The sequence below is a fragment of the Deinococcus roseus genome (genome assembly GCF_014646895.1).
In the GTDB taxonomy this organism is placed as follows: Bacteria; Deinococcota; Deinococci; order Deinococcales; family Deinococcaceae; genus Deinococcus_C; species Deinococcus_C roseus.
This window is the reverse complement of the sequence record NZ_BMOD01000001.1, coordinates 48,322-71,849: the sequence shown is the minus strand read 5'-3', so window position 1 is coordinate 71,849 and position 23,528 is coordinate 48,322. Positions and strand designations below refer to the sequence as shown.

Annotated in this window: 18 protein-coding genes; 9 read left to right on the top strand and 9 right to left on the bottom strand. The window is 55.1% G+C overall.

What is annotated here, in order from left to right:
* Positions 1–22 precede the first annotated feature (22 nt).
* Positions 23–283, top strand: coding sequence for an acylphosphatase (locus tag IEY52_RS00305; protein ID WP_229684585.1), 261 nt, complete (start codon positions 23–25; stop codon positions 281–283).
* 63 nt (positions 284–346) lie between these two features.
* On the opposite strand, the gene IEY52_RS00300 is transcribed toward IEY52_RS00305, so the two are convergent.
* On the bottom strand, positions 347–1,117 hold the full coding sequence (locus IEY52_RS00300) for a GNAT family N-acetyltransferase (RefSeq protein WP_188998091.1): 771 nt from the start codon (positions 1,115–1,117) through the stop codon (positions 347–349).
* Positions 1,118–1,213: 96 nt separating this feature from the next.
* Positions 1,214–2,821, bottom strand: a complete 1,608-nt coding sequence (locus tag IEY52_RS00295; RefSeq protein ID WP_188998088.1) for a DNA repair protein RecN — start codon at positions 2,819–2,821, stop codon at positions 1,214–1,216.
* Positions 2,822–2,902: 81 nt separating this feature from the next.
* Here IEY52_RS00295 and IEY52_RS00290 point away from each other — a divergent pair, with 81 nt between their 5' ends.
* The 3 genes from IEY52_RS00290 (at position 2,903) to IEY52_RS00280 (ending at position 5,976) form a co-directional block, all read left to right on the top strand.
* Positions 2,903–3,124, top strand: a complete 222-nt coding sequence (locus IEY52_RS00290) for a hypothetical protein (protein ID WP_188998086.1) — start codon at positions 2,903–2,905, stop codon at positions 3,122–3,124.
* Between the two features lie 41 nt (positions 3,125–3,165).
* Positions 3,166–3,957: a DeoR/GlpR family DNA-binding transcription regulator gene (locus IEY52_RS00285; RefSeq protein ID WP_229684584.1), complete on the top strand. Its 792-nt coding sequence runs from the start codon at positions 3,166–3,168 to the stop codon at positions 3,955–3,957.
* A 72-nt stretch (positions 3,958–4,029) separates the two neighbouring features.
* The gene (locus IEY52_RS00280; protein WP_188998084.1) at positions 4,030–5,976 is read left to right on the top strand and encodes a beta-galactosidase; all 1,947 of its coding nucleotides are present in this window, start codon (positions 4,030–4,032) and stop codon (positions 5,974–5,976) included.
* A 70-nt stretch (positions 5,977–6,046) separates the two neighbouring features.
* On the opposite strand, the gene IEY52_RS26900 is transcribed toward IEY52_RS00280, so the two are convergent.
* Both IEY52_RS26900 and IEY52_RS27015 read right to left on the bottom strand, forming a co-directional pair.
* Positions 6,047–6,445, bottom strand: a complete 399-nt coding sequence (locus IEY52_RS26900) for a type IV pilin protein (RefSeq protein WP_268239699.1) — start codon at positions 6,443–6,445, stop codon at positions 6,047–6,049.
* A gap of 63 nt (positions 6,446–6,508) precedes the next feature.
* The gene (locus tag IEY52_RS27015) at positions 6,509–6,916 is read right to left on the bottom strand and encodes a type IV pilin protein (RefSeq protein ID WP_188998081.1); all 408 of its coding nucleotides are present in this window, start codon (positions 6,914–6,916) and stop codon (positions 6,509–6,511) included.
* A 394-nt stretch (positions 6,917–7,310) separates the two neighbouring features.
* On the opposite strand from IEY52_RS27015, the gene IEY52_RS00265 reads away from it, so the two are divergent.
* Positions 7,311–10,445, top strand: a complete 3,135-nt coding sequence (locus tag IEY52_RS00265) for a heterodisulfide reductase-related iron-sulfur binding cluster (RefSeq protein ID WP_188998079.1) — start codon at positions 7,311–7,313, stop codon at positions 10,443–10,445.
* Between the two features lie 86 nt (positions 10,446–10,531).
* Here IEY52_RS00265 and IEY52_RS00260 read toward each other — a convergent pair whose 3' ends face one another.
* From IEY52_RS00260 to trpS, 3 genes are all read right to left on the bottom strand, one after another.
* On the bottom strand, positions 10,532–11,605 hold the full coding sequence (locus IEY52_RS00260; protein ID WP_188998076.1) for a protease complex subunit PrcB family protein: 1,074 nt from the start codon (positions 11,603–11,605) through the stop codon (positions 10,532–10,534).
* 63 nt (positions 11,606–11,668) lie between these two features.
* Complete coding sequence (locus IEY52_RS00255; protein WP_188998073.1) at positions 11,669–12,580, bottom strand: endonuclease/exonuclease/phosphatase family protein; 912 nt, start codon at positions 12,578–12,580, stop codon at positions 11,669–11,671.
* 58 nt (positions 12,581–12,638) lie between these two features.
* Entirely contained in the window at positions 12,639–13,643 is a 1,005-nt protein-coding gene (trpS, locus tag IEY52_RS00250) for a tryptophan--tRNA ligase (protein ID WP_188998070.1), read from the bottom strand.
* A 253-nt stretch (positions 13,644–13,896) separates the two neighbouring features.
* Between trpS and IEY52_RS00245 the strand changes: the two genes are divergently transcribed.
* A complete protein-coding gene (locus tag IEY52_RS00245) occupies positions 13,897–15,606 on the top strand; it encodes a M3 family oligoendopeptidase (RefSeq protein WP_188998067.1) in 1,710 nt (569 codons plus the stop codon).
* Positions 15,607–15,703: 97 nt separating this feature from the next.
* On the opposite strand, the gene IEY52_RS00240 is transcribed toward IEY52_RS00245, so the two are convergent.
* Positions 15,704–16,702 carry a LacI family DNA-binding transcriptional regulator gene (locus tag IEY52_RS00240; protein WP_188998063.1) on the bottom strand — a complete coding sequence of 333 codons (999 nt, stop codon included), beginning with the start codon at positions 16,700–16,702 and terminating at the stop codon, positions 15,704–15,706.
* Between the two features lie 352 nt (positions 16,703–17,054).
* Here IEY52_RS00240 and IEY52_RS00235 point away from each other — a divergent pair, with 352 nt between their 5' ends.
* Both IEY52_RS00235 and IEY52_RS00230 read left to right on the top strand, forming a co-directional pair.
* Complete coding sequence (locus tag IEY52_RS00235; RefSeq protein WP_188998061.1) at positions 17,055–18,083, top strand: GGDEF domain-containing protein; 1,029 nt, start codon at positions 17,055–17,057, stop codon at positions 18,081–18,083.
* A gap of 60 nt (positions 18,084–18,143) precedes the next feature.
* Entirely contained in the window at positions 18,144–19,739 is a 1,596-nt protein-coding gene (locus IEY52_RS00230; protein ID WP_188998058.1) for a S8 family serine peptidase, read from the top strand.
* Positions 19,740–19,943: 204 nt separating this feature from the next.
* On the opposite strand, the gene pgi is transcribed toward IEY52_RS00230, so the two are convergent.
* Complete coding sequence (gene pgi, locus IEY52_RS00225; RefSeq protein ID WP_188998055.1) at positions 19,944–21,566, bottom strand: glucose-6-phosphate isomerase; 1,623 nt, start codon at positions 21,564–21,566, stop codon at positions 19,944–19,946.
* A gap of 204 nt (positions 21,567–21,770) precedes the next feature.
* On the opposite strand from pgi, the gene IEY52_RS00220 reads away from it, so the two are divergent.
* On the top strand, positions 21,771–23,525 hold the full coding sequence (locus IEY52_RS00220; RefSeq protein ID WP_188998053.1) for a MutS-related protein: 1,755 nt from the start codon (positions 21,771–21,773) through the stop codon (positions 23,523–23,525).
* Positions 23,526–23,528 lie beyond the last annotated feature (3 nt).

Sequence of the window (23,528 nt, the reverse complement as noted above, 5' to 3'; positions counted from 1 at the left end):
ACTTCATGGCAAAATGGGCAGCGTGAAACGACTCACCTGTCTGGTCGGAGGGGACTTCAGCGGTTACCCTCAATTCCTCAAACGTTATGCCCTGGACCTCAGGCTCACCGGCTACATCGAATCCCTGCAGGACGGCAGGATTGAAGTGATCGCCGAAGGCCATGAGAAAGACCTCCAGCGCTTCCTGCACTGGATTCAGCGGGGCAATCCCGCTTCCCGGCCCCGGATTCTGGACACCCAGTGGTCCGAAAGCACCGGGTTGCAGGGATACCACCTGCACTGAAACCTGTCCTGAAATCTGCTCTGAAATCTGCTCTGAAATCTGCTCTGAAATCTGCTCTGAAGTTCATTTCGCAAGGAAATTCATCCGGGAATAGGCCAGTTTGAATCCCATGCGCACCATGTTGTGGTAAGAGGGATTGGGTTTTTCCGGGGTTTCGGCTCCGGTTTCCACCACCACCCACTTGCAGCCCAGATCCAGGGCGTCCTGAACGCGGGTTCGCATGATCAGGCCCTGTGAGCCCTGGTTGCGAAACTCTGGCAGGGTGCACCCCAGTCCCAGCCATGCTGATTCTCCCTGGACATGCAGGGCTCCCGCACCCACCGGGGTGTCTCCTTTGAAGGTCAGGTAAGACACCCACCCTGGAATGCCCACCACATTTTGCAACCAGGGCCTCAGAAAGGCTGGCATCTGGAAGCCCAGGGTCACCACCTCTGCGAAATGGGCGGCGTGCCTGGAGTCAATGCGTTCAATGCGAAAAGGACTGCTCACTTCGGGGGCATCTCCTGCGGGGCGGTACATTTTGACCCAGCTGGTTTTGTGCTCCAGACCAGAAGCAGCAAGGCGTTCTTTCAGGTCTGCGGTCAGCAGGTTGGGAGCAACAGCCACCCCATATTTCTGCAGTTTTGCTTCCCGATAAGGGGCAAGCAGGTGTTCCCAGTCCTGTTCCCAGTTGATGCCCAGCAACCGATTGAACATGAACACATCCATTTTTGGGGCGGCGAGTCGGCACAATTGGTCGTGCCAGCTGGCCTGCAACCCGAAACTGTCAGGGGCTTGCTGGTACTGGGCTGTGAACGCTCTGGCTTCGGTGAATTCCAGCATTTCCAGGTCCATGTTTTCCTCCCAAATTTTTTGAAAACAGGCACAGAGGCGTTTCCAGAAAAACCAGCTGTGCCTGCAGAGTATTTTGCTGCTTAAATCATGTGGGGATCAGACATCCAGGGGCAGGGCGCGGGCACTGTCCAGCAATTCCATGGCGTGCTGCACGGCCACGCTGGAGGTGCTGCCGCTCAGCATGCGGGCCAGTTCAAACAGGCGGGCCTGATCGTTGAGGCGGGTGACCCGTGAAACTGTGCGACCTTCTGGGCTGGTGGCTTTTTCCACCTTGAAGTGCTGGGTGGCAAAGGCCGCAATCTGGGGCAGGTGGGTGACCACCAGAACCTGTTTGTTGCGGGCCAGACGGGAAAGCTGCTCTCCCACTTTCATGGCGGTTTCTCCACCAATTCCGGCATCCACCTCGTCGAAGACCACGGTAGGGGTGTCGCTGCCCAGCACGGTGCTGATCGCCAGCATCACCCTGGACAGTTCCCCCCCTGAAGCAATCGCTCCGATTTCCCTGAGCTGTTCTCCCATGTTGGCGCTGAACAGCAACACCACATCTTCCAGACCATTGGCTCCCAGTTCAGAAGGGCTGATTTCAAACATCAGGCGGGCATTGGGCATGCCCAGTGCCTGCACCACTGCTTCCAGCCGGACACTGAGGGTGGGGGCTGCACCCAGGCGGGCCTGGGACAGCTCCTCAGCACGTTTCTGCACCACAGCTTTGAGGGTTTCAATCTCGGCTTCCAGGCTGCTCAGGTCTGCATTCTGGGATTCCAGACCCTCCAGTTCCATGGAGATCTGCTCCCGATAGTGCAGCACATCTTGAAGGCCCGGTCCATACTTGCTTTGCAGGCGGTGCAGTTTGCCCAGACGCTCTTCCAGCAGGTGCAGGCGCTCCTCATCTGGAACACTGTTCTCTGCCAGAGAAACCAGTTCCTGTCCAATGGCGGTGAGGTTGCTGAGGGCTTCCCTCAATTCAGAGAGCAGGTTCTTGGCATCATCGCTGTACTTTGCTGGTCCCTGCAGGGATTTCATGGCTGCCCTGACGACATCCAGAGCGTTTTGCTCACTGCTGGAGAGGATTTCTGCTGCAGTGCTGGCCCCACTGGAGATTTGCTCCATGTTGCTGAGCAATGTGACTTCTTCTTGCAGGGTGAGGTCTTCCCCCACATTGAATTTGACTTCATCAATTTCCTGCAGCTGGTAGGAAAGCAAATCCAGCTGACGGTTGCGTTCCAGTTCGGATTGCTTGAGGGCATTCAGGCGGTTCTGGGCGGTGGTAAAAGCCTGATAAGCACTTCTGAAACCTTCCACCACCTGGGCAGAGAGGGCTCGGTCCAGAAAGGAATGGTGTTTCTTGATGCCCAGCAACTCCTGGGAGGCATGCTGACCGTGTACAGTCACCCGTGGAGAGGTGAACTCGGCCAGTTCTTTCACCGTGACCACTTCACCATCAATGCGGGCGGTGGACCGTCCTGCTGTGGAGACCCTGCGGCTGGCAGACTGGTCTTTCCACCAGGAGGTCACCAGCAGGCTGTCTTCGCCACTGCGCACCAGATCCGCACTGCCTCTGGCCCCCAGCAGCAGTTCCAGCGCATCCACAATCAGGCTCTTTCCTGCTCCGGTTTCCCCGGAGAACACATTCAGGCCCTCACTCAATTCCAGGTCGAGTGCGTCGGCAATGGCCAGGTTCCGCACTTCAAGGTTGTTGATCATGCCTACATTATAGGCTGCTGTTTCTGCATTGCCAGAGGCAGGGCAACCGGATCGCCTGTCCTGTCAGACTGGTTTTCGGGCTTGCTGGTGGTGAAACAGATGCTGCAGCCTTTCGGAAAGACACAATTGGCTTTTGATTTCCCCATTGAAAATATCGAAAATTGGATGCAACTTCTGGTTTTGCGCAGGGAAGACTGCAAGGAAAAGAGACCAGAAGTTTTTCTGGTAAAGAAAATCCTGATGCTGATTGTTTTGAGAACCTGGGAAAAACCTGAAAGATTGTGCCATAGGGAAAGCTTTTGAAAGGGAATTGTCTTGACATTGCACAAGAGGTGGGGTAAAAATTGAAACAAGCAAAAGAACAGAAAGGCAAGGTCATGGCCACCCGAGACGACATCATCCTGTCCCGCATTGAACAATCCGGCAAAGTCACCGTAGAAGAACTCGCTGAACTGCTCGGGGTGTCCACTGTGACCATACGCAGCGACCTCACCCGGCTCAGTGAAGCGGGCTTGATTCACCGCACCAGGGGCGGGGCCACCAAACCCATCCTGCAAAAAGTGGAGCGCCCCCTCGAAGAAACCCGCAAAATCCTGGAGGCAGAGAAACAACGCATTGCCAAAAAAGCAGCATCGCTGGTTCAGGATGGGGACACCATTTTCATTGATGTGGGATCCACCTGCACTGCCCTGGCCCGTGCCCTCCCCAACACCCTGCAGCATGTCACCATTGTCACCAACGGTCTGAACATTGCCCTGGAACTGGAAACCCGCCAGTCTTTCACCATTGTGGTCACCGGGGGAACCGTGCGCAAATTGCAGCATTCTCTGGTGCAGCCTTTTGGCATGGAAATCATTCGCAACTTCCGTTTTGACAAAGCGTTCATTGGCTGCAATGGGGTCAGTGCCAATTTTGGGGTCAGCAACAAAAACCTGCCTGAGGCTGAAATCAAAAGAAGTGTTTGCCAGAATGCCCATGAAGTTTATGTGCTGGCAGACCACGAAAAAATCAGAATTGAATCCACCGCGCTGGTGGCTCCACTTTCGGGAATCACCGCCCTGATCACGGACCACCGGGTCAAGAAGGGCGATTTGCAGGACCTCGAACAGACAGGGCTGCGGGTGATCGTGGTGTGAACCCACAGTTGTGGGATGAATTTTGCTGCAGGGTGGTTGCAAACAGGACTTGAAAAGGGTCAAGATCCAGACATGACCCAGAATTCGGCCCATGCATCCCATTTGATCCTGGGGGTTTGCGATTACCCCGAACATGTCCCACCAGACCGCTGGGAACATTATGCAAAACAGCAAAAAGCCCTGGGTCTGACCCATGTCCGACTGGCCGAGTTTGCCTGGAGCCGTCTGGAACCTGAGCCGGGAGCCTTCCAGTGGCAGTGGCTGGACCAGGTCATCGATATTCTGCATCAGGAAGACATGCAGGTGGTGTTGTGTACCCCTACAGCTGCCCCTCCGGCATGGCTGGTGCATGCCCATCCTGAAATTCTGGCGGTGGATGCCCAGGGAAGAACCCGAACATTTGGATCAAGAAGACATTACGATTTTGCTTCTTCTGTGTACCGGGAGCACTCGAGGCGCATCACCACAGCAATGGCCCGCCGGTATGGGCGGCATCCAGCGGTGGCAGGCTGGCAGACGGACAACGAATTTGGCTGTCACGACACCACCCGCAGTTATGGGCCAGCAAGCGCAGCTGCTTTTCGGGCATGGCTGCAGCAGAAATACAGTTCGCTGGAAAACCTCAATGCAGCCTGGGGGAATGTGTTCTGGAGCCAGGAGTACACTGCATGGGAGCAGATTCAGCTTCCTAACCTGACCGTCACCGATCCCAATCCCAGCCAGGTGCTGGACCATGCCCGTTTTGCCTCGGACATGGTGAAAGAATTTCAGGAAGAACAGGTCAGGATTCTTCGTGAATGCTCTCCTGGCCGTTTCGTGACCCACAATTTCATGGGTTTCTTTGCGGATTTTGATTCTCACGCTGTGGCTGCATGTCTGGATTTCGCATCCTGGGACGCTTACCCCACAGGTTTGCTGGAAACCTGCAGCTTTCTGGCAGAAGACCTCAAGCACAAATATGCCAGAACAGGTCACCCGGACTTGATCAGCTTCAACCATGACCTGTACCGCTGCTTGAAAAACAACAAACAGGGTTTCTGGGTGATGGAACAACAATGTGGACAGGTGAACTGGGCCCCCCACAACCCCTTGCCTGCAGATGGTGCCGTGCAACTGTGGACAGCCCAGGCCTGGGCACACGGGGCAGACGGTGTCTCGTATTTTCGCTGGAGGGCCGCCACCATGGCCCAGGAGGTTCTGCATTCGGGGTTGCTGAGACACGATGAAACCCCAGACAGAGGGCACCTGGAAATTCAGCAGTTGCAACCCAGAGATTTTGTTCCTGGAGAGGTTCCAGCGCAGGTGGCCTTGTTGCATGATGCTGAATCCCTGTGGCTTTTTGACCAGCAACGACACAACCAGCACCTGACCTACTGGCAACAGGTGATGCTGTATTACTCCACTTTGCGCAGTCTTGGAGTGGATGTGGATGTGGTTCAGCCTGGAGCGGATCTGTCTGCTTATCAGGTGGTGGTGGCCCCTGCCCTCACCCTGATGTCAGAAGCTCACGCTGCAAATTTGAAAAAGGCCAGTGAACACGCTCAGCTGGTGTTTGGTCCCCGAACCGCATTCTTCACCGAAACCGGGCAGGCTTTTGACAAGGGACAGCCAGGATCCCTTTCTGAACTGCTGGGGGGCAGGTTGAAGAATTTTGATTCCATGCGCCCCACCCTCAAGGAAATGCTGGGAGGTTATGAGGTGACCCTCTGGGCAGAATCTTACCGGTTGCAGGATGCACAGGCGTTGCATGTGTATGAATCAGGTCCCCTTGCTGGAGAATGCGCTGTGATGCAAAAAGGCAATGTGTTGACCATTGGTGCCCACAGTCCGGGTCTGGTGCATGATTTGCTGCGTGAAGTGGCGTTGCAGGCAGGTGTCTCTGTGCTGGATGTTCCAGAAGGCATTCGGGTGTCCAGAAGGGCAGGGAAGATGCTGGTGCAAAACTTTAATGCTTACGGCGTGGACTTTCTGGGGACGAGGGTGCCAGCAGTCAATTTTGAAGTGTTTGAAGACACCTGAACCCAGGGCATCCAGCAAAAAATTAGGAGAGAGGAAATTTCCTCTCTCTATGGCATGCATGATGGCTGTTTCAGGGTGCTTTGGTGATGATCAACTGAACTTCATTGATGGTGTAGACCCGGTTTCCGTCCTGGTGCTTGACTTCGTACTCAAAATGGGTGGCGGTGGCTGCAATGCCCGTGATGGTGAGACCGGGCAGCAAACATTGCTGGGTGCCGTAGGTGGAAACATCTGCTGTTAGGGCTGATGGTGCTGGATAACCTGGAGCACTGATGTTGTTGATCCAGTAAATGTTGGCCGCTTTTGCAAGCGAAGAGGCACAGGTCTGTGCGGCCAAGTTGTATCCTCTGGTTTTTGAGGCAACAATTGCAGGGATCATGACAGCGGCAAGTATTCCGACAATGGCAATGACAATCAGCAACTCCACCAGGGTAAAACCAGCATTTCTGGCCTTGGTTCTGTGGGTCATACTGCTCCTTGCCGAGATAAAAAAAATGCAGGGAGATGTTCCCTGCATTTTTTTTAAGCTGGATTACTTCTTGGCTTCCTGGGTAACAGAAGCACCACCGGTGGTGGTAACAACCACGTTGTAGGCGGCAGGGGTGGTGGCAGTGGCAGCAACTTGAGTGCAAACCACAGAGTTGATGGGGTTGGGAGCATTCACAGTGGCGGTTTCAGCACCGGAAGTCACAGTCACAGTATCGGTGGCATTGTCAAAGGCGCAGACGCCATCAGAGCCAGTGGAAGTGGCATTGTTGGTTTCCACAGCAGCAAGGCTGTTCAGAACGTTGCGGGCCACGGTTTTGGCAGCAGCTTCTTCAGACTTCTTCTTGGCGTTGAGCAGGTTGGGGATCAGCACGGCGGCGAGAATACCGATGATGGCGATCACGATGAGCAGCTCGATGAGGGTGAAACCGGCGTTGGCTTGACCTTTACGCATGTAAAGCTCCTTTTGTTCTCCCAGATCACACATGTATAAAGACTGGGGAACAGATGAATTGCTGCTAAGGGGTATGAGAATTTCCTTAACGCTTCCCAGTATATACCCAAAATCTTTCAGAAATCTTACAAAATTTCCCCTTTTGGGAGTCAGAGTCTTTCATCGATTTGTTACCAGGAAGTAACAAATCTCGTGGTTCAGGGTTTTTTGTGAGAATGTACAGCCAGTGGCCTTCATAAAGTCTGGAGCGCAGAATTTCCCTTCTCGCCTCTGGCCTTTCAGTGCTGTGGTGCAGGCTTTCGCTCAGGGATTTCCAGAAAGGTCTATAGTAGAAACACCTGAAGTCGTGATAACCTAGACAAAATTAGACTTGGTCTATAAATGGAGGTTGAAGGTGCTCCCACTCTTGCACCAGGTGCTGTTCGCCATCTTTGGAATCCTGGCTGTTGCTGTGAGTTTGAAAGGCTTCAGACAGGTGTATGCAAACATCCGCTCCGGCAGCGATGCTGTGGAACTGCGTTTCAATGAACCCATCAAACGCCTGATCTACGCCCTTGCCACCACCCTCAGCCAGTCCAGGGTGTTCAGAAAACGCCCGCTGGTCAGCTTTTTTCACAGCCTGATCATGTACGGCTTCACCTTTTACCTGCTGGTGAACCTGATCGATGGTCTGGAAGGGTATTTTCACCTGAGCATTTCATCTGAGAGGCCTCTGGGAGCCATTTACAACCTGCTGGCAGATCTGCTGAGCCTGGGTGTCTTGCTCGGGGTGATCAGCCTTTCCATCCGGCGTTTCTCGGCCAGAGGCAAGAAGGTGTTTTCCTGGAATGAACGCACACTGCTGCATCCAAAAGTTCAGGAACGCTACATCCCCAGAGACAGCCTGATCGTCAGCAGTTTCATTCTGTTTCATGTGGGATCTCGCATTCTGGGACAGGGTTTCAAACTCATCCATGACAGTGAGAACGGACAGTACAGGGATGCTTTTCAACCGCTGGCCTCCAGTGTGGCAGGTTTGCTGCACAACCTGGGTGTGACCCCTGAAAGTGCCCTCTCAGGGTTTGCCTTCGGATACTGGGGAGCACTGGGCAGCATCCTGATTTTCCTCAGCTATTTTCCTTACTCCAAGCACATCCACCTGTTCATGGCCCCCCTCAAATACGCAGTCAAACGCTTTGAGAATTCTGGAACCCTGCCCTTGCAGCAGGTGGACCTGGAAGCCGAAGAGCTGAAAATGGGAGCAAAACAGCTGTCGGATCTGGAATGGCCCAGATTGCTGGACGCCTACGCCTGCATCCAGTGCAACCGTTGCCAGGATGTCTGTCCTGGCACCCAGACCGGAAAAGCCCTCAGTCCAGCGGCCCTGGAAATCAACAAACGCATGGCTTTCAATGCTGGAGACCAGGACCTGGTCTTGCTGGAAATGGCCATCTCGCCAGAAGCGGTCTGGGCCTGCACCACCTGCGGAGCCTGCATGGACGTGTGCCCGGTGCAAAACGAACAGATGCTGGACATCATCGACATCCGGCGGCACCAGGTGCTGGTGGAGGGGGATTTCCCGCAAGAACTCAACATGGCGTTCCGGGGCATGGAACGGGCCGGAAACCCCTGGGGCATCTCGCAGGACAAACGCATGGACTGGGCGCAGGGCCTCTCTGTCCCCACCATTGATCAGAACCCCAATCCAGACGTGCTTTACTGGGTGGGTTGTGCTGCAGCCTACGATCCCGGAGCCCAGAAAGTGGCCCGCAGTTTCGTGCAACTGCTGGAACGTGCCAAAGTCAATTTTGCCGTACTGGGCAAAAAAGAAACCTGTACCGGAGACAGTGCCAGACGCGCAGGCAACGAACTGCTGTTCCAGCAACTGGCAGAACGCAACATCTCCAACCTTGATGCTGCCAATGCAAAACTGATTGTGGCCACCTGCCCCCACTGCATGAACACCCTGCGCAACGAATACCCACAACTGGGTGGAAATTATCAGGTGATGCACCACACCGAATACCTGGAACTGCTGCTGAACGACCAGAGGTTGCAGCCCACAGCAACAGCAGGAGAAGTCACCTTCCATGACCCCTGTTATCTGGGCCGTCACAATGGTGTGTACGATGCTCCCAGAGATGTGCTGAAAAGCATGGGCACCGCTGTGCTGGAACTTGAACGCACCCGCGAGAAAAGTTTTTGCTGTGGAGCTGGTGGAGCCCAGTTCTGGAAAGAGGAAGAAGAAGGGGAAATGCGGGTCAGTGAAGCCCGCTTCAAAGAAATCCAGCGCAGGCTGGACCAGTCCAAAGAAGGAAAAACCGTGGCCGTTGGGTGTCCTTTCTGCAAAAGCATGCTGAATTCCAGCCCCAGCAAGGCAGAAAGCACCATCGAAGTCAAAGACGTGGCGGAACTGCTGCTGGAACGGGTGGCAGGCAAGCCCCAGCAACAGCAGCAACAGCAGCAACAAGAACAACCTGTTGCAACCCAGAACAGGGTTGCAACAGTGGATGACCAGAGTGCTGTTCAGTCAGAGCCTGTGCAGACCCAGGAAACCCCTGTGTCCCTTCGGGATGCTGAACAATCCCAGCAGGGCGAAATCCCTGCAACTCCCAGAAAGAAATGGGGGGCCAAAGCAGAAGTGCTAACGCCTGAAACAGCACCTGAGACAGCACCTGAAATTGCGCAAAACACACAACCGACCTCTGGTCAGGACAGCAATGAAACCCCTGCAGCACAAGCTGCTCCTGCACGCAAGAAATGGGGGGCCAAATCATCGGAAGCTGCCACTGAAACACCATCAACTCCTCCAGCACAGGAGCAAGAAAACCGGCTTCAAGATCAGATTCAAGAATCATCTGCTGAAGCGGGAACTCCCAGAAAGAAATGGGGAGCAAAAACCCAGACAGATGTTGGGCCTTCAGAAGCTGCGCCTTCAGAGCCAGAAGCACAAAGAGAGGTTTTGTCCCCTCAGCCTGCAGAAAACGCTCCGGTTGCCCGGAAGAAATGGGGAGGCAAACCAGAAGGCACCCAGCCAGAAACCCCTGTTGACTCTGTTGACTCTGCTGGCTCTGTAGAGAGAGAAGGCTCAGAGCCTCAGGGACAGACCGCTTCTTTGCCTGGATCAGAGACAGCAGAATCACCTGTTGAAGCTCCCCGCAAGAAATGGGGGGGCAGGCAAAAAGCAGAAGTTCAGGAGGGTCAGGGCAATGAAACTGCAAATCCTGTTCAACTCGATGTGGCAGAAACTGCCCAAGCTGTGGATCAGGTTGCTGGCCCATCAGGCCCGCCAGTTGTGGAAGCTTCAGAAACAGGCAGAAAAAAATGGTCAGGGAAACCCAAAGCCTCCAGACCAGAGGCAGACACCCAACCTGATGCCATTTCGCCTGATTTGATTGTTCAGCAGCCCATTGAGACCAGCCAGGAAGGTCAGGCTCTTGCAGAAGGTCTGAAAGACACGGGAGACCTGGGCCCGCATGAATCTCAGGCAGCGCCAGAAACTGCACCAGAAGGACGCAAGAAGTGGAAACCCAGAAAAGATCAGGGTTGACCTGAATTCAACAAATAAAGCAGAGGGAGACACCAGATGTCTCCCTCTGCTTGTGCCTTTTTCTTTCCCTGAATTCAGGGTTTCATTCAGAAGGGACTCTCGTTGAGGTTTGCCTGGGCAATCAGGTTGCCGTTCTGATCCAGCACTTGCAGGTCACTGAATTTGCCAGCTGCAGAGAAGAGACCCCATGGGCTGGTGAGTGCCTGGGTCAGGATGCTGTCTGGCTTGGGTGAGGACACCGTGACATGCACGATCAGGGTGGTGCCTTTGGATTCCATGCTGTTCACCTTGAAGCCGTAGCCTCCGGTGCTGCGCTGGCCCAGGAACAGGAACACAGCAGTGGACGTGTTGAAATCAATGTCTGGAGCAGCGGGGGTGGGCAGAATCAGGGCGTTGGCTTTTTGCCAGATGGACTGGAACAGGCTTTCCCTGGACACCAGGGCGGCTCCAAAGTTCTGACTGCGGTAAGTGCTGTTGCCAGCGTACTGGATCTGCGTGTACTTCACAGGACCTCCTGCACGACGGATTTCCTGAGGAAGTCCTTTTTGCAAGTAAAGGGCAGTGGTTCGGTAATTGGCAGGGGTGGGATCCACGTTGAGAGGAGCATCTGGAGCGTCTTTCAGCACACCGACCACCACGGGTGCATCCTGACCCAGCACGTTTTGAAGTGCATTTGCTTCAGCGTCGGTCAACTGGCCCACATCACGCAGGCCTGTCTCTTTGAAGGTGGCTTTTGCTTCACCTGCAAATCCTGCTTTGACGCTGCCAGAGAGGCGGTACCAGTTGTTGTTCTGCAGCAGGAACACCCCCAGCAGATCCCTGGAGGTGCGGATGTAGTAGTTGTCTCCGGCAGGATTGAAAGTCACCGAGAAGTCTTTGGTGATGGTGGTGGTCTTGGTGAGCAGGCTGCTCTGGCCGTTGACGGCCAGGGTTCCGGGCAGGGCAAAGCTGTCTTTGACGGTCTGGGTTTTCAGTTCGTAGCCCAGACCATTGATTTTCAGGGGTTTGGATTGGGGTTCGGTCTGGGTGTCATAGAACCAAGTGACCCGGTCATTGGAGTCTCCATAAAAGAGCACATCGTGGATTTCGAAAGTGGGGCTTCCCTGCATGGCCGTGCATCCCATGAGGAAGAGGCTGATGGTGGCGAGTCTGCTTTTCATGAGACCATCGTACTGTGAAGCGTCTGGACTTGCTTTAAGTTGCGCTTAATGCAAACTTGGTCTTCAGTTAACATTCAGTTTGATTTCAACTGCACGGTGGTCTGATCCTCTTTCGGGAAGCACCTGGTGTTGCAACAGGCACAGGCCTGTGTTGTACCACACCTGGTCTTTGCGCTCCACAGGCATGAAGGTGGGGTAGGTGTAGCCAAAACCCAGTCCCATGGCCTCCTGAAAGTGCTTGCGGAGGGGCTTGACCCACAGGCCGTGGGGAACAGCATTGAAATTTCCAACCAGGATGGTGTTGCTGGCGAGAGCATGAGACAGAATTCCCTGCAAGGTTTGCTGGTGTCGGTGGGCATCTTCTTGCAGGGTCAGGGGTTGCCGGACTTCCGGCAGGTGCACATTGATGATCCGCACCTTTTTGTTCTGGATGCGCATGTCGGTGATCAAAGCCCCCAAAACCCCCTGACTGTGCAGAATGGGGTGTTTGCTCAGGGTGATGAGGCCTCCCTGACTGGTCACCTGCCAGCCCGATTTTTTCAAAGCCGTCACATAACTGGAGGTGGCAGGCCCGGTGTCCTGCAAGGCCACCACTTCTGGATGGTGCACATTGAGGATTTCCTGCAGCACAAAAACCGAGACACTGCCGCGCTGGGTGCTGTAGCTCAGCAGGTCAAAACCTTTTCCAGCACAATCCTGTGGCTGGGGAATGTGCAGGTTCATCAGGAACACCAGCACCAGAATCAGGGTGAGGGCCTGCACATCCAGGGCAGCCCAGTTTTTTTTGCGGAAAGCGGGATACATCAGCAAAAACAGCGGAATCAACCAGAAGAAGTGGGGAGAATAGGTGAGGGCTGCCACAGCTGCAGTGTTTGAAGGGTTGTGTTCTTCCAGCCCCCAGATTCCAATGACCAGCAACAGATAAAAAAAGGACCATACCGTCAGACGCACACCTTCCATTATACGGAATTTCATTCCTTGCAGAATAGATCTGGATCAGTCTGATGTGCCTGAAATTGAAGGCTGTGTGGATTCAGGAGGTTTTGAACAGCAAACGCATCCCTTTCCTGACGGCTTGCAAGGTGGCCTTGCTGGTGACCCTGGCCTGCTCCGTGTGGTCCAGCAGCATTTCGCTCAGTTGAGCATCCTGATGTTGCAATTCCTGCCGGACTTCCCGGATGGGGGCCAGATGCTGGTTCACACAGAAAGCCAATTCCTGCTTGCACTGCACGCATCCCCGACTTCCGGTGCTGCACTCCTGATACACCGTGCCCAGGTGTTCTGGCTGAAAGAGCCTGTGGTAGGTGTACACGGTGCACACTTCGGGTCTGCCTGGATCGTTCTTGCGGGCTTTCTGGGGATCGGTGATGGCCTGCATGATTTTCTGGCGGGTGTCTGCTTCAGGGTCTGCCAGATGGATGGCATTTCCCAGGCTTTTGCCCATTTTCTGCTGACCATCCAGACCCCGAATGCGAGGATGTTCTGCCAGCAAAGCCCGGGGTTCACGCAGAACCTCACCGTAATACCGGTTGAAAGAGCGGACCAGTTCACGGGTCTGCTCGATGATGGGCAACTGGTCTTCCCCCACCGGGACCACCTCGGCCTGAAATGCAGTGATGTCTGCAGCCTGGCTGATGGGGTAGCCCAGAAAGCCATACGTCACCGATTCTCCAAACAGAGCCTGTTTCTGACGGATTTCGTGTCGAACGGTGGGGTTTTGCTGCAAACGCCCCAATGTTACCAGATTGGAGAAAAACACCGTCAATTCTGCAATTTCGGGCACCTGGGATTGCAGCACAAAAGTGCATTTCTCTGGAGAAAGCCCCACAGCAAGATTGTCTTTCAGAACTTCCAGCACATTTTCAGAGACTTTTTCGGGATGGTGAAAGTGGTCGGTGAGGGCCTGCACGTCGGCAATCAGAATGAAGCTGTGGTGGGTGTTTTGCAATGTGACCCTGGACTGCAAAGAGCCAAAGTAGTGTCCCAGATGCAGGCGGCCTGTGGGGCGGTCTCCGGTCAGAAGATGGGGTGCATTCATGGTGGGTCCTTTCGGTGTGGCCTGTGAGGCACAAAAAAAGCCGCCCGGTGTCCCGAGCGGCTTGCGATCCAGCCGTATTCATGGTGTCAACAGGGCAAGATCAGTCTCGGGAGTCTCCGGGGCCGCGCCAGTTGAAAGCAGGAATGAAAGCAAAGTCTGGATGCATTTCAGAGGATTGTAGAACCTGGCATGAGGCCGCCTCATGCGGCTTTTGGCTTACTGCAAATGGCCTGCCCCATGTTAGATTGACTGCATGTCCACTGCCACTGCCGTTTTTCCCTCTGTGCTGACCGATCTAGGAATTCAATGGTCCGCTCTGGAGCCCCGTTACCAGGCGTTGCAAGAGCGCCCCCTGACCCCTGAAAATGCCACCCAGTTTCTGCTGGACTGGAGCGACTTGCAGCGGGAAGCCAATGAAGCCTTCACCATCCTGTACATCCGGGCAGACCTGAACACGGCAGATGCCCACAGCCGCGAAGCCTACTTGCAGTGCATCCGGGATCTTGCGCCCAGGGTGCAAAGCGCCGATGCTGCCCTGAAAACCCGGATCGTGCAACTCGAAGGCTACGAACCCCCGGAAGATGCCCGCTTGATTCTCAAGCGCTTTCAAACTGAACAGCAGATTTTTCGAGAGGAAAACCTGCCCCTGTTCACGGAACTGGCAGAACTGAGCCAGCAGTACAGCCAGCTCACCGGAAGCATGCTGGTGGATTTCCAGGGAGAACAACTCACAGTTTCCAGGGTGGAACAACTGCTGCTTTCTCCAGACCGCCAGGAACGTGAAGGCGTCTGGAAAGCCTGGCAAAAGGCCCGATTGAGCATTGCTGCAAAGCTGGACGGGGTGTTTTTGAAGCAACTCAGATTGCGCCAGCAGCTTGCCCACAATGCAGGCTTCTCCCATTTTCAGGCTTACCAGTGGAAAAACCTGCATCGGTACGACTACACCCCGCAAGATTGCCTGCAATTTCATCAATCCATTGAACAGGAAGTGGTGCCCCTGGCCCGAAAACTGCTGGAAAAGCACCGCCAGGGTCTTGGGGTGGCAGAACTGAAACCCTGGGATTTTTACTGGCGTTCCCAGCTGGATTCCCAGAACCGCCCTGCCCTGCAGCCCTTCAAAACTGTGGAAGAACTGCAATCCAAAGCCGAACAGGTGTTCACCAGCCTCAGTCCAGAACTGGGGAGGCAGTTTGCCCAGTTCCGCCAGCAAGGGGCCATGGATCTGGGCTCCCGTGAGAACAAAATGGGCCACGCCTACTGTGCGCCACTGACCCGACAAAAGTTGCCTTTTGTGCTGCAGAACGTGGTGGGCATGAGCAACGATGTGACCGTCACCCTGCATGAATTCGGTCATGCGTTTCACGCTTACACCAGCATGAAACACCAGCGGTTTTTTTGGAACACATTGTCCGCCACCGAGTTTGTGGAGGTGCCCTCTCAGGGCATGGAGTGCCTGGCTTTGCCTCATTTGCAGGCTTTTTACACCCCAGAAGAAATCCAGCGGATCACCGAAGCGCAGATTTCACGGGTGGTGCATGTCCTGCCCTGGATTGCTTTCATGGATGCTTTTCAGGACTGGATTTACACGCAAGATGCTTCAGACATCACTGTGGAAAAGCTGGACCAGAAATGCCGGGAATTGCTGGGCAGGTTCCAGCCTGAACCCAGCTGGGCAGGGTTCGAGCAGGAGTTGGGCAAGGTCTGGCAGTACTACCACATGTTCAACACCCCCCTGTACTACATCGAATATGCCTTCAGCTGGGTGGGTGCCCTCACCCTGTGGAAACACTCGCTGCAGGACCCCCAGAAAACCCTGCAGAGTTACCTTTCGGCCATTCAGCTGGGAGATTCCTGTTCGGTTCCCGAGCTGTATGAAGCAGCAGGCCTTCAATTTGTTTTTGACCGCCAGACGGTGCATGGCCTGATGGATTTCCTGCGGTCCCAGCTGTCAGATCCGGTTTGATTGGACCTGATTGCAAACGGATTGGAAGCTACACAAGCCAAAAAAGCCAGAACATTTTCTCTGGCTTTTTTATGGCTTCATCGTGTGTTCTGATGTTTCAGCGCAGTCGTTTGGTGGATTCCCGGATCACCAGTTGCAGTTCCGGGGATTCCAGATGAACTTCATCCCCATCAATCAGTTGCAGCAAGGCCCCTGCAGCCTGTTTTCCCAGTTCATGCATGGGCTGTTTGACCGTGGTGAGTGGAGGAGAGAAATATTCTGAGGTTTTGGCATCATCAAAACCCACCAGGGAAACTTCTTCAGGAACCCGGATGCCCCGGCGATACAGAGCGAGTCTGGCCCCATAAGCCATCTGGTCGTTGGCTGCAAAGATCGCCGTGAACATGGTGCGGGATTCCAGCAAAGTGGCCACCGCAATCAGGCCAGCAGATTCATGGTAATCTCCCTCCACAATCAGGCCTGGTGTGACTTCCAGACGGGCAGCTTCCAGTGCATCTTTGTAGCCGTGCAAACGCTCGATGGCATCCGGGTGGTCTCTGGGTCCAGCAATGTGGGCAATGCGGGTGTGTCCCAGCTCGAAGAGGAATTCCATCAGTTTGCGGGTGGCTGAATAGTTGTCCAGCATCAGGCTGCGGTGTTCCAGGTTGGGAATCTTGCGCCCAATGGCAATGATCGGAATGTTTTCTGCAAGGCGGTTCAGGGTGTCTTCTGCCAGACTGCCCCCCATGATGATCAGGCCATCTACCCGACCCATCAGGCGCTGCACAGCGGTTTCTTCGTCTCTGGGATGCCAGTGCCCGTCTACGAACACCGGAACGTAATCGGTGCCCTGCAGGGCTTCTTGCACCCCCAGCAGGGCATCGTTGTAAAAAGGACTGGAGATGTCCTGGGTCAGCACTCCGATGGACATGGTGAGGCCCCGAACCAGACCCTTGGCAATGATGTTGGGCTGGTAATTCAGTTTGCGAATGGCTTCTTCAACGGCGTGACGTTTGCGCATGCTGACATTGGCAGTGCCGCTCAGGATGCGTGAGACGGTGCTGGGAGAGACTCCTGCTTCCTGTGCTACTTCAACCAAGGTGACCATTCTTTTCATGCTGTGTCCTGGGAACCTGCGCATGGGACCCCGCAGGTGAAATCGTTTGCCCATTATCCAACAGCCTGAAAGCGTTTGTCAATGAAATCCCAAAAGCCTGCAGAGCGAAATCCCTGCACTAGGGCAATGAAAATCATTTTCATGCCTGGACATTCTCCTTCCGGGAATCACCAACATCTCATGAATGAATCCGTCAAAACCTGTGCAGGAAGGCATGAAGAAGTGCGAAAAAAACAGGGAAAACCTGCACCATGCACCATTCAGACTGGATGGTGCTCAGGTCATCTAACTGAACCTGAGGCCAAAGTCAAGCGAATCTGTCACACTGAAAAGACTCCTGATGGGAGAACCCATGTCCACCCAGCAAAGCCTCCTGACCCGCCTGAAGCACCACAATTACAGCTTTCTGCTGCCAGCCGCCATTCTGCTGACAGTGCATCACCTGTTTTACATCAAAGATCCAGCAGAACAGCTGGTGGTGACCCTGGCCCTGGGCATGATGCTGCTTTCCCTGGGCCTGTACCTGAAAAACCGTGAGGCCTACCTGGGTGTGCTGGACTGGATTTCCACCTGGGGACAACTGGGGATGGTGGCCATCACCCTGAACTTTGTGTGGCTCTCTCCACAGGTGAAACCCGACAGCGGACTGTACCTGCTGCCTGCCTGGGGCATCGTGATGGTGTGGCACTGGACCGTGGTGTACAACGCCCGTCCTTTGCTTTCTTTGCTGATCAGCTTTGCTTACTTTCTGGGCACCGTGACCCTGTTCTGGATCCTCAACCAGCATGGCTTTCAGAACCTCAAAGCCCTGGATGTGGCGATTCAGGGGGCCATGGCCATCATCATCTGCCGGGCCATTCACAACGTGTACGGTCAGATGCAGGAAGAAAGCCGCAAGAGGCGGGATGCAGAAAAACTGGCGGTGATTGATCCCCTCACCCGCCTTCCCAACCGCCGGGCCTTTCAGCAGGAACTGGAGCAGGCCGTGGAACACCAGCATTCCACGCACCTGGTGGTGTTTGACATCGACCATTTCAAGCGCATCAATGACCGGCAGGGGCACGACGTGGGAGACCTGATCCTGCAAAAAATCGCTGAACTGGCCCAGCAGGCTTTTCAGCAAGGACGGACATTTCGCTGGGGAGGAGAAGAATTCTGCGTGATTCTGGAAGACATCAGCCCAGAAGACACCTCCCGGTTGTGTGAAAAATTCAGGACCAGCGTGGAAGGCCATGAGTTCATCAATGAATTGCGCATCACGGTCAGCCTGGGGGTCACAAGGGTTCAACCCTGGGACAATGCCGAAAGTGCGTTCAGGCGGGCCGATGGTGCCCTGCTGAACGTCAAAGGCAACGGAAGAAACCACACCCGCATGGTCTGAAGGGAGCTGAGGTGGCTTCATGCAAGTTCACACGATTTGGATATAATCGAAAAGATCTTGATGAATAAAAACCCCCTTCAAAAGCTGTCCCTTCTGGGTTGCATGTTGCTGGCAGGCTGCAATTGCCTGGTGGTCCCGCCAGACGGGCAGGGAAAAGTCACCCTCAATCTGGTGCTTCCTGCAGGCATCACCTCCCAGGGTCAGACGGCTGCCGTCATTCCTGGCGAATACATTGTCACCTTTGAAAGTTCAGCTGCCCTGCGCAAACTGCGCTCTACAGCAGTGGTTTCCAGCTCCGAAAGCACCACGCAGGCCCTGATGCGGGCAAAAAGCATGACAGAACTGCAAGCCCTGCCTGGGGTGTTGAGGGTTCAGCCCAATTACCGCTATGAAAAATTGGCCGTTCCAGACGATCCTTACTGGCAGAACCCTTTTGTGCCTTCCAATCCTCAAAGTGCCCAGTGGTACCTGGACCAGATTGGGGCCACCGGAGCCTGGAACGACACAGGCACCACCACCACCACCAGAGTGGCTGTGCTGGACGATGGATACACCCACCATGAAGACCTGAGCCTGAGCAGCCTGGATTTGCAGCCCATTGGATGCAACACCGACACTGGAGAACATTGCCTGAATCCAGCCCTGCAGAACGATGACCCCTATTATCAAGAACCTTTCGGGACATCCCATGGAATGTCCCTGGTGGGTCTCATTGCGGCCACCACCAACAACACCACCGGGGTGGCCTCTCTGAATTTCAATGGCAACAAGCAAAGCCCCATCAAGGTGATTCCCATCGGAATTTACACCCCTGAAGGGGGTTCCAGCACCGACATCATTGCCAAAGGCATCCGCACGGCCATTGCAAAAGGGGCCAAAGTGATCAACCTCAGCCTGTGCATCAGCAGTGGTGGAGTGTGCTCCAGCATCGTGTCTGATCCGGTGCTGGACCAGGTGCTCAAAGAAGCCCATGATGCTGGAGTGGTGGTTACGGTGTCTGCGGGAAACAACGGCAAAAATTTTGTGGCCTACCCAGCCAACAGTGTCCATGTGCTCAGTGTGGGAGCCACCGATGTGAACCAGCAAAAAAGCTCGTTCTCCCATTATGGTGGGCACCTGCGTCTGGTCGCTCCCGGCGAAGACCTGCTGATGCTGATGGGCAGCTTCGACGAGGCACGTTCTTTGCAGACCACCTACCACCAGAGCTCGGGCACCAGTTTCAGTTCACCTCTGGCAGCTGCAGCGGCAGGTTTGTTGTTCAGCAAACGACCTGATGCCACCTGGAACCAGGTGGTGGGAGCGCTGCTGCACAGCGGAGACACCCTGAGCGATCCCAGATTGCCCGATGTGAAGTTCTTGCGCATTGACAAGGCCCTGGCAGAAATCAATGGCGATCCACCTGCGCCACCTGCACTCAGGGGAACCTACCAGGCCGAAGTGACCGTTTCTGGCACCACTGTAGAATCTCCGGTTGTTTTTGATTTCCAGGCCAGTCTGGTCAATGTGCTGTCTTCTCAGACCCTGGATTCTGGGGTGCACACCGTGCATGCTGTGATCCGGGATGGCTACCAGCCAGGCAAGACCATCTTCACCTGCGATGGCACCTTCACAGTGGTCAAAAATGAGACCATCACCCGTGACCTCCAGTGCAAATGACCTCCAGTGCAAATGACCTCCAGTGCAATCTGGTGATTCCAGTTTGAAGCCACAAAAGAAATTCCCCTCCAGCTGGAGGGGAATTTGCTGTTCAGAGCATTTGACGGAACGAGCGGCTGTTTCCCGGGTTGATGCTTTTTGCAAAGGGATTCTGCGGAATCCTCCTCTTTCACAGATCCACACAGCTCAACGCAGCAGGAAGGCTTATTTCAGGGCAAGGTACCTGCGGATCAGGTGGTTGGTGCTGCTGTCATGGTGCAGTTCAGGGGTCTGGGCGGCTTCCAGTTCTGGGGTGATGCGGTTGGCCAGCACCTTCCCGAGTTCCACGCCCCACTGGTCAAAGCTGTTGATGTCCCAGATCACGCCCTGCACGAAGACCTTGTGCTCGTAAAGGGCGATCAGCTGACCCAGCACGAAAGGGGTCAATCTGGTGGCCAGCAGGGTGTTGGTGGGACGGTTGCCCTCGAAGGTCTTGTGCTGCACCAGGCTTCCGGTGATGCCTTCTGCAGCAACTTCTTCGCTGGTTTTGCCAAAAGCCAGCGCTTCGGTCTGGGCAAAGAAGTTGGCCATCAGGAGGTCATGGTGACGGCCAGAGGGGTTGAGGCTCTGGGCAAAACCAATGAAATCTGCAGGAATCAGTTTGGTGCCCTGGTGGATCAGCTGGTAGAAAGCGTGCTGGCCGTTGGTTCCGGGCTGTCCCCACACGATGGGTCCGGTCTGGTAGTTCACCACTTCACCATTCACCCGCACGTATTTGCCGTTGCTTTCCATGTCCAGCTGTTGCAGGTAGGCACTGAAGCGGGAAAGGTACTGGTCGTAGGGCAGAATGGCCACGCTCTCTGCACCAAAGAAGTTGTTGTACCACACGCCAATCACGCCCATCAGCACAGGCAGGTTGGCATGCAGGGGGGCTGTCTGGAAGTGGCGGTCCATGGCGTGAAAGCCCGCCAGCAAATCCAGGAAGTTTGCTGCTCCAATGGCGATCATCAGGGACAGACCGATGGCGGAGTCCATGCTGTAACGGCCCCCCACCCAGTCCCAGAAGCCGAACATGTTGGCTGTGTCAATGCCGAACTTGCTGACTTCTGCAGCATTGGTGGAAACGGCCACAAAGTGTTTGGCTACAGCGTCGTCGTCTTGCAGCTTTGCCAGCAGCCATGAGCGGGCGCTGTGGGCATTGGTGAGGGTTTCAATGGTGGTGAAGGTCTTGCTGGACACCACAAAGAGGGTTTCTTCGGGGTTCAGGCCATGCACAGCCTCGGCAAAGTCGGTGCCGTCCACGTTGGACACAAACTTGCAGGTGATGTCCCGCTGGGTGTAGGCCTTGAGGGCCTCGTAGGCCATCACAGGACCCAGGTCAGAGCCACCGATGCCAATGTTGACCACGGTTTTGATGGGTTTGCCGGTGAAGCCCACCCAGCTTCCAGAGCGCACTTTTTCGGCAAACGCGGCCATGCGGTCCAGCACTTCATGCACTTCTGGAACCACATTTTCACCGTCCACCAGAACGGTTGCATCCCTGGGGGCGCGCAGGGCGGTGTGCAGCACGGCACGGTTCTCGGTGGTGTTGATTTTTTCGCCAGAAAACATTTTCTCGCGGTGCTCTTCCAGTCCGGCTTCGCGGGCCAGGTCCAGCAGCAGTTTCAGGGTTTCATCGGTGATGCGGTTTTTGGAGTAATCCAGAAAGAGGCCGTCTGCCTCGGCGGTCAGGCGCTCTCCGCGGGTGGCATCTTCGGCAAAGAAATCGCGCAGGTGTTTGCCCTGAATGTTTTGATAATGGGCCTGCAGGGCCCTGTAAGCAGCAAGTTCAGTGGGGTTCTTCGACATGTGTATAATTTACACCAATTCCCCGGCAGCCTGAAAAGAAACGTTTGTCTCGTCAACGCATGAACGCAGCGTCTGGCAGCAGGTCAACAAAAACACTTGCATAGGCAGGGAATTTTTGGAACACAAAGTTCCAGGGAAAAGGGGCCAGCAAAATGGCCCTTCACAACAGTTCAGGGCAAAAATAAGGTCTATGCTGGATGCCAGATGACCCCACAACTTCACAGCGAGCCGCAGCCCAGACAGGACCTCAGCCTGTTGTGGCCCGAGAACACCAGACCCTCCAGCCCGGCATCCCGCAACTGGCCTGGAAACAGCATCAGGGACACGGGGCTGACTGAGCTGCTGGAGTTCCTGAAATTCTCCAGCGGGGTCAAGCCTGGAGCGGTGCTGGCAGAAGCCCTGCTTGACCTCTGCACCGATCAGCAGGTGATTGGTTACCGCCAGGAGGTGCTGGAAGATGTGCTGTTCCATCCTGAGCTGGAAATCCGTTTAAAAGCGGTGCTGCCCCAGATCACCACCCTGACGGATTACGTGGCCAGCCGGGACCGCAGGCTCAGTCCGCTGCATGAGGTGAGCTGGCGGCTGGGTGAACTGGAACTGTACCTGCAGTGCGTGGAGGGGTTGCTGGAGGCTTTGCAAGGTGTCCCCCTCAAATCCCAGGGGCTCAGGGACCTGCACCATCATTTGCAAGCGATCCAGCAGGATCCCCTGTTTGCTTCTCTCAAAAAGGAACTGCCTGAAATGCAGGCCCGTTTTGGTGGTCTGGCCAGCATCAGCATTGGAGTGAACCTGGACGCCCAGCTCAAACCTGTGGAAGCCACTTTGCTGGCGGTGCACGGTGAGCCTTTCAAGGGTGCGCCCTTGCTGGGAAGGCTGTTTGGGACCCGTCCAAAAGAAGGCAGTTCAAATGGGATGGGCCCATTGCATGTGCTCCCGTTCAGACAGGAACACATCGGTGGAGCGCATTTTCAGCACCATGAACGGCAAGACACCCTGCTGCATCCCCTTTTTGCAGATCTGGCCCGCATCATCGGGGATGTGGCAAAACCCATTTCCAAGGGGCTGGCCCAGTACACCAGCCTGAGTGGCAAGCTGCTGGCCCGTCTGGAACCCGAATTTCACTTTTACCTGGGAGCGACCTCCATCATCCGGCGAATTCAGCAAAGTGGCCTGCCCATGTGCAAACCCCAGATTGCCCCCATGCAAGAGCGAACCTGCCAGATTGAAGCCAGCTTCAACATCAATCTGGCCCTCCGTCATCTGGCCCGATCAGGTGTGTCACAGGCAGATCTGAAAGGCACCATCAAGACCAACCCTGTGGATTTTTCGGATACAGGTCGCATTTTTCTGGTCACCGGACCCAACCGGGGAGGGAAGACCACCTACACCCAGGCGGTCAGTCTGGCCCAGGCCATGTTTCAGGCCGGATGGTATGTCCCTGGATCGCAGGCCCGAATCAGCCCGGTGGACCGCATTTACACCCATTTTCCGGTGGAGGAGCGCCCCGATCTGGAAACGGGACGCTTTGGCGAGGAAGCGTCCCGTCTGGGGGAGGTCTTTCAGAAAGCCACCTCACACAGTCTGATCCTGCTCAATGAATCCCTCACCAGCACCAACCTGACAGAAAGCCTGTTTCTGGCTGAAGATGTGGTGAGGGGCCTGCGGTTTCTGGGGGCCAGGGCCATTTTCAACACCCACTTCCATGAACTGGCCCGCAATTTTGAGCAGATCAATGCCAGCGTGTCAGGAGCAGCGCGGGTGGTCAGTCTGGTGGCAGAAGTGGAAACCGATCCAGAGGGGGAAATCCAGCCCACCTACCGGATCCGTCAGGGGCTGCCCCAGGGGGTCAGTTATGCCCGACGCATTGCTGCACAGCACGGGATCAGCTTTGAGAAAATCTCAAAGGCTTTGCAGGAACGGGGTGTGACCTCAACAGAGCACACCCCCACAGAAAGCTGAGGG

What these genes read in the sequence shown, in the direction of transcription:
- IEY52_RS26900 (WP_268239699.1), bottom strand. Translation starts at nt 6,445, where the DNA reads ATGACCCACAGAACCAAGGCCAGAAATGCTGGTTTTACCCTGGTGGAG.
- pgi (WP_188998055.1), bottom strand. Translation starts at nt 21,566, where the DNA reads ATGTCGAAGAACCCCACTGAACTTGCTGCTTACAGGGCCCTGCAGGCC.
- IEY52_RS00295 (WP_188998088.1), bottom strand. Translation starts at nt 2,821, where the DNA reads ATGATCAACAACCTTGAAGTGCGGAACCTGGCCATTGCCGACGCACTC.
- IEY52_RS00280 (WP_188998084.1), top strand. Translation starts at nt 4,030, where the DNA reads ATGACCCAGAATTCGGCCCATGCATCCCATTTGATCCTGGGGGTTTGC.
- IEY52_RS27015 (WP_188998081.1), bottom strand. Translation starts at nt 6,916, where the DNA reads ATGCGTAAAGGTCAAGCCAACGCCGGTTTCACCCTCATCGAGCTGCTC.
- IEY52_RS00255 (WP_188998073.1), bottom strand. Translation starts at nt 12,580, where the DNA reads ATGAAATTCCGTATAATGGAAGGTGTGCGTCTGACGGTATGGTCCTTT.
- IEY52_RS00230 (WP_188998058.1), top strand. Translation starts at nt 18,144, where the DNA reads ATGAATAAAAACCCCCTTCAAAAGCTGTCCCTTCTGGGTTGCATGTTG.
- trpS (WP_188998070.1), bottom strand. Translation starts at nt 13,643, where the DNA reads ATGAATGCACCCCATCTTCTGACCGGAGACCGCCCCACAGGCCGCCTG.
- IEY52_RS00240 (WP_188998063.1), bottom strand. Translation starts at nt 16,702, where the DNA reads ATGAAAAGAATGGTCACCTTGGTTGAAGTAGCACAGGAAGCAGGAGTC.
- IEY52_RS00220 (WP_188998053.1), top strand. Translation starts at nt 21,771, where the DNA reads ATGACCCCACAACTTCACAGCGAGCCGCAGCCCAGACAGGACCTCAGC.
- IEY52_RS00300 (WP_188998091.1), bottom strand. Translation starts at nt 1,117, where the DNA reads ATGGACCTGGAAATGCTGGAATTCACCGAAGCCAGAGCGTTCACAGCC.
- IEY52_RS00235 (WP_188998061.1), top strand. Translation starts at nt 17,055, where the DNA reads ATGTCCACCCAGCAAAGCCTCCTGACCCGCCTGAAGCACCACAATTAC.
- IEY52_RS00245 (WP_188998067.1), top strand. Translation starts at nt 13,897, where the DNA reads ATGTCCACTGCCACTGCCGTTTTTCCCTCTGTGCTGACCGATCTAGGA.
- IEY52_RS00260 (WP_188998076.1), bottom strand. Translation starts at nt 11,605, where the DNA reads ATGAAAAGCAGACTCGCCACCATCAGCCTCTTCCTCATGGGATGCACG.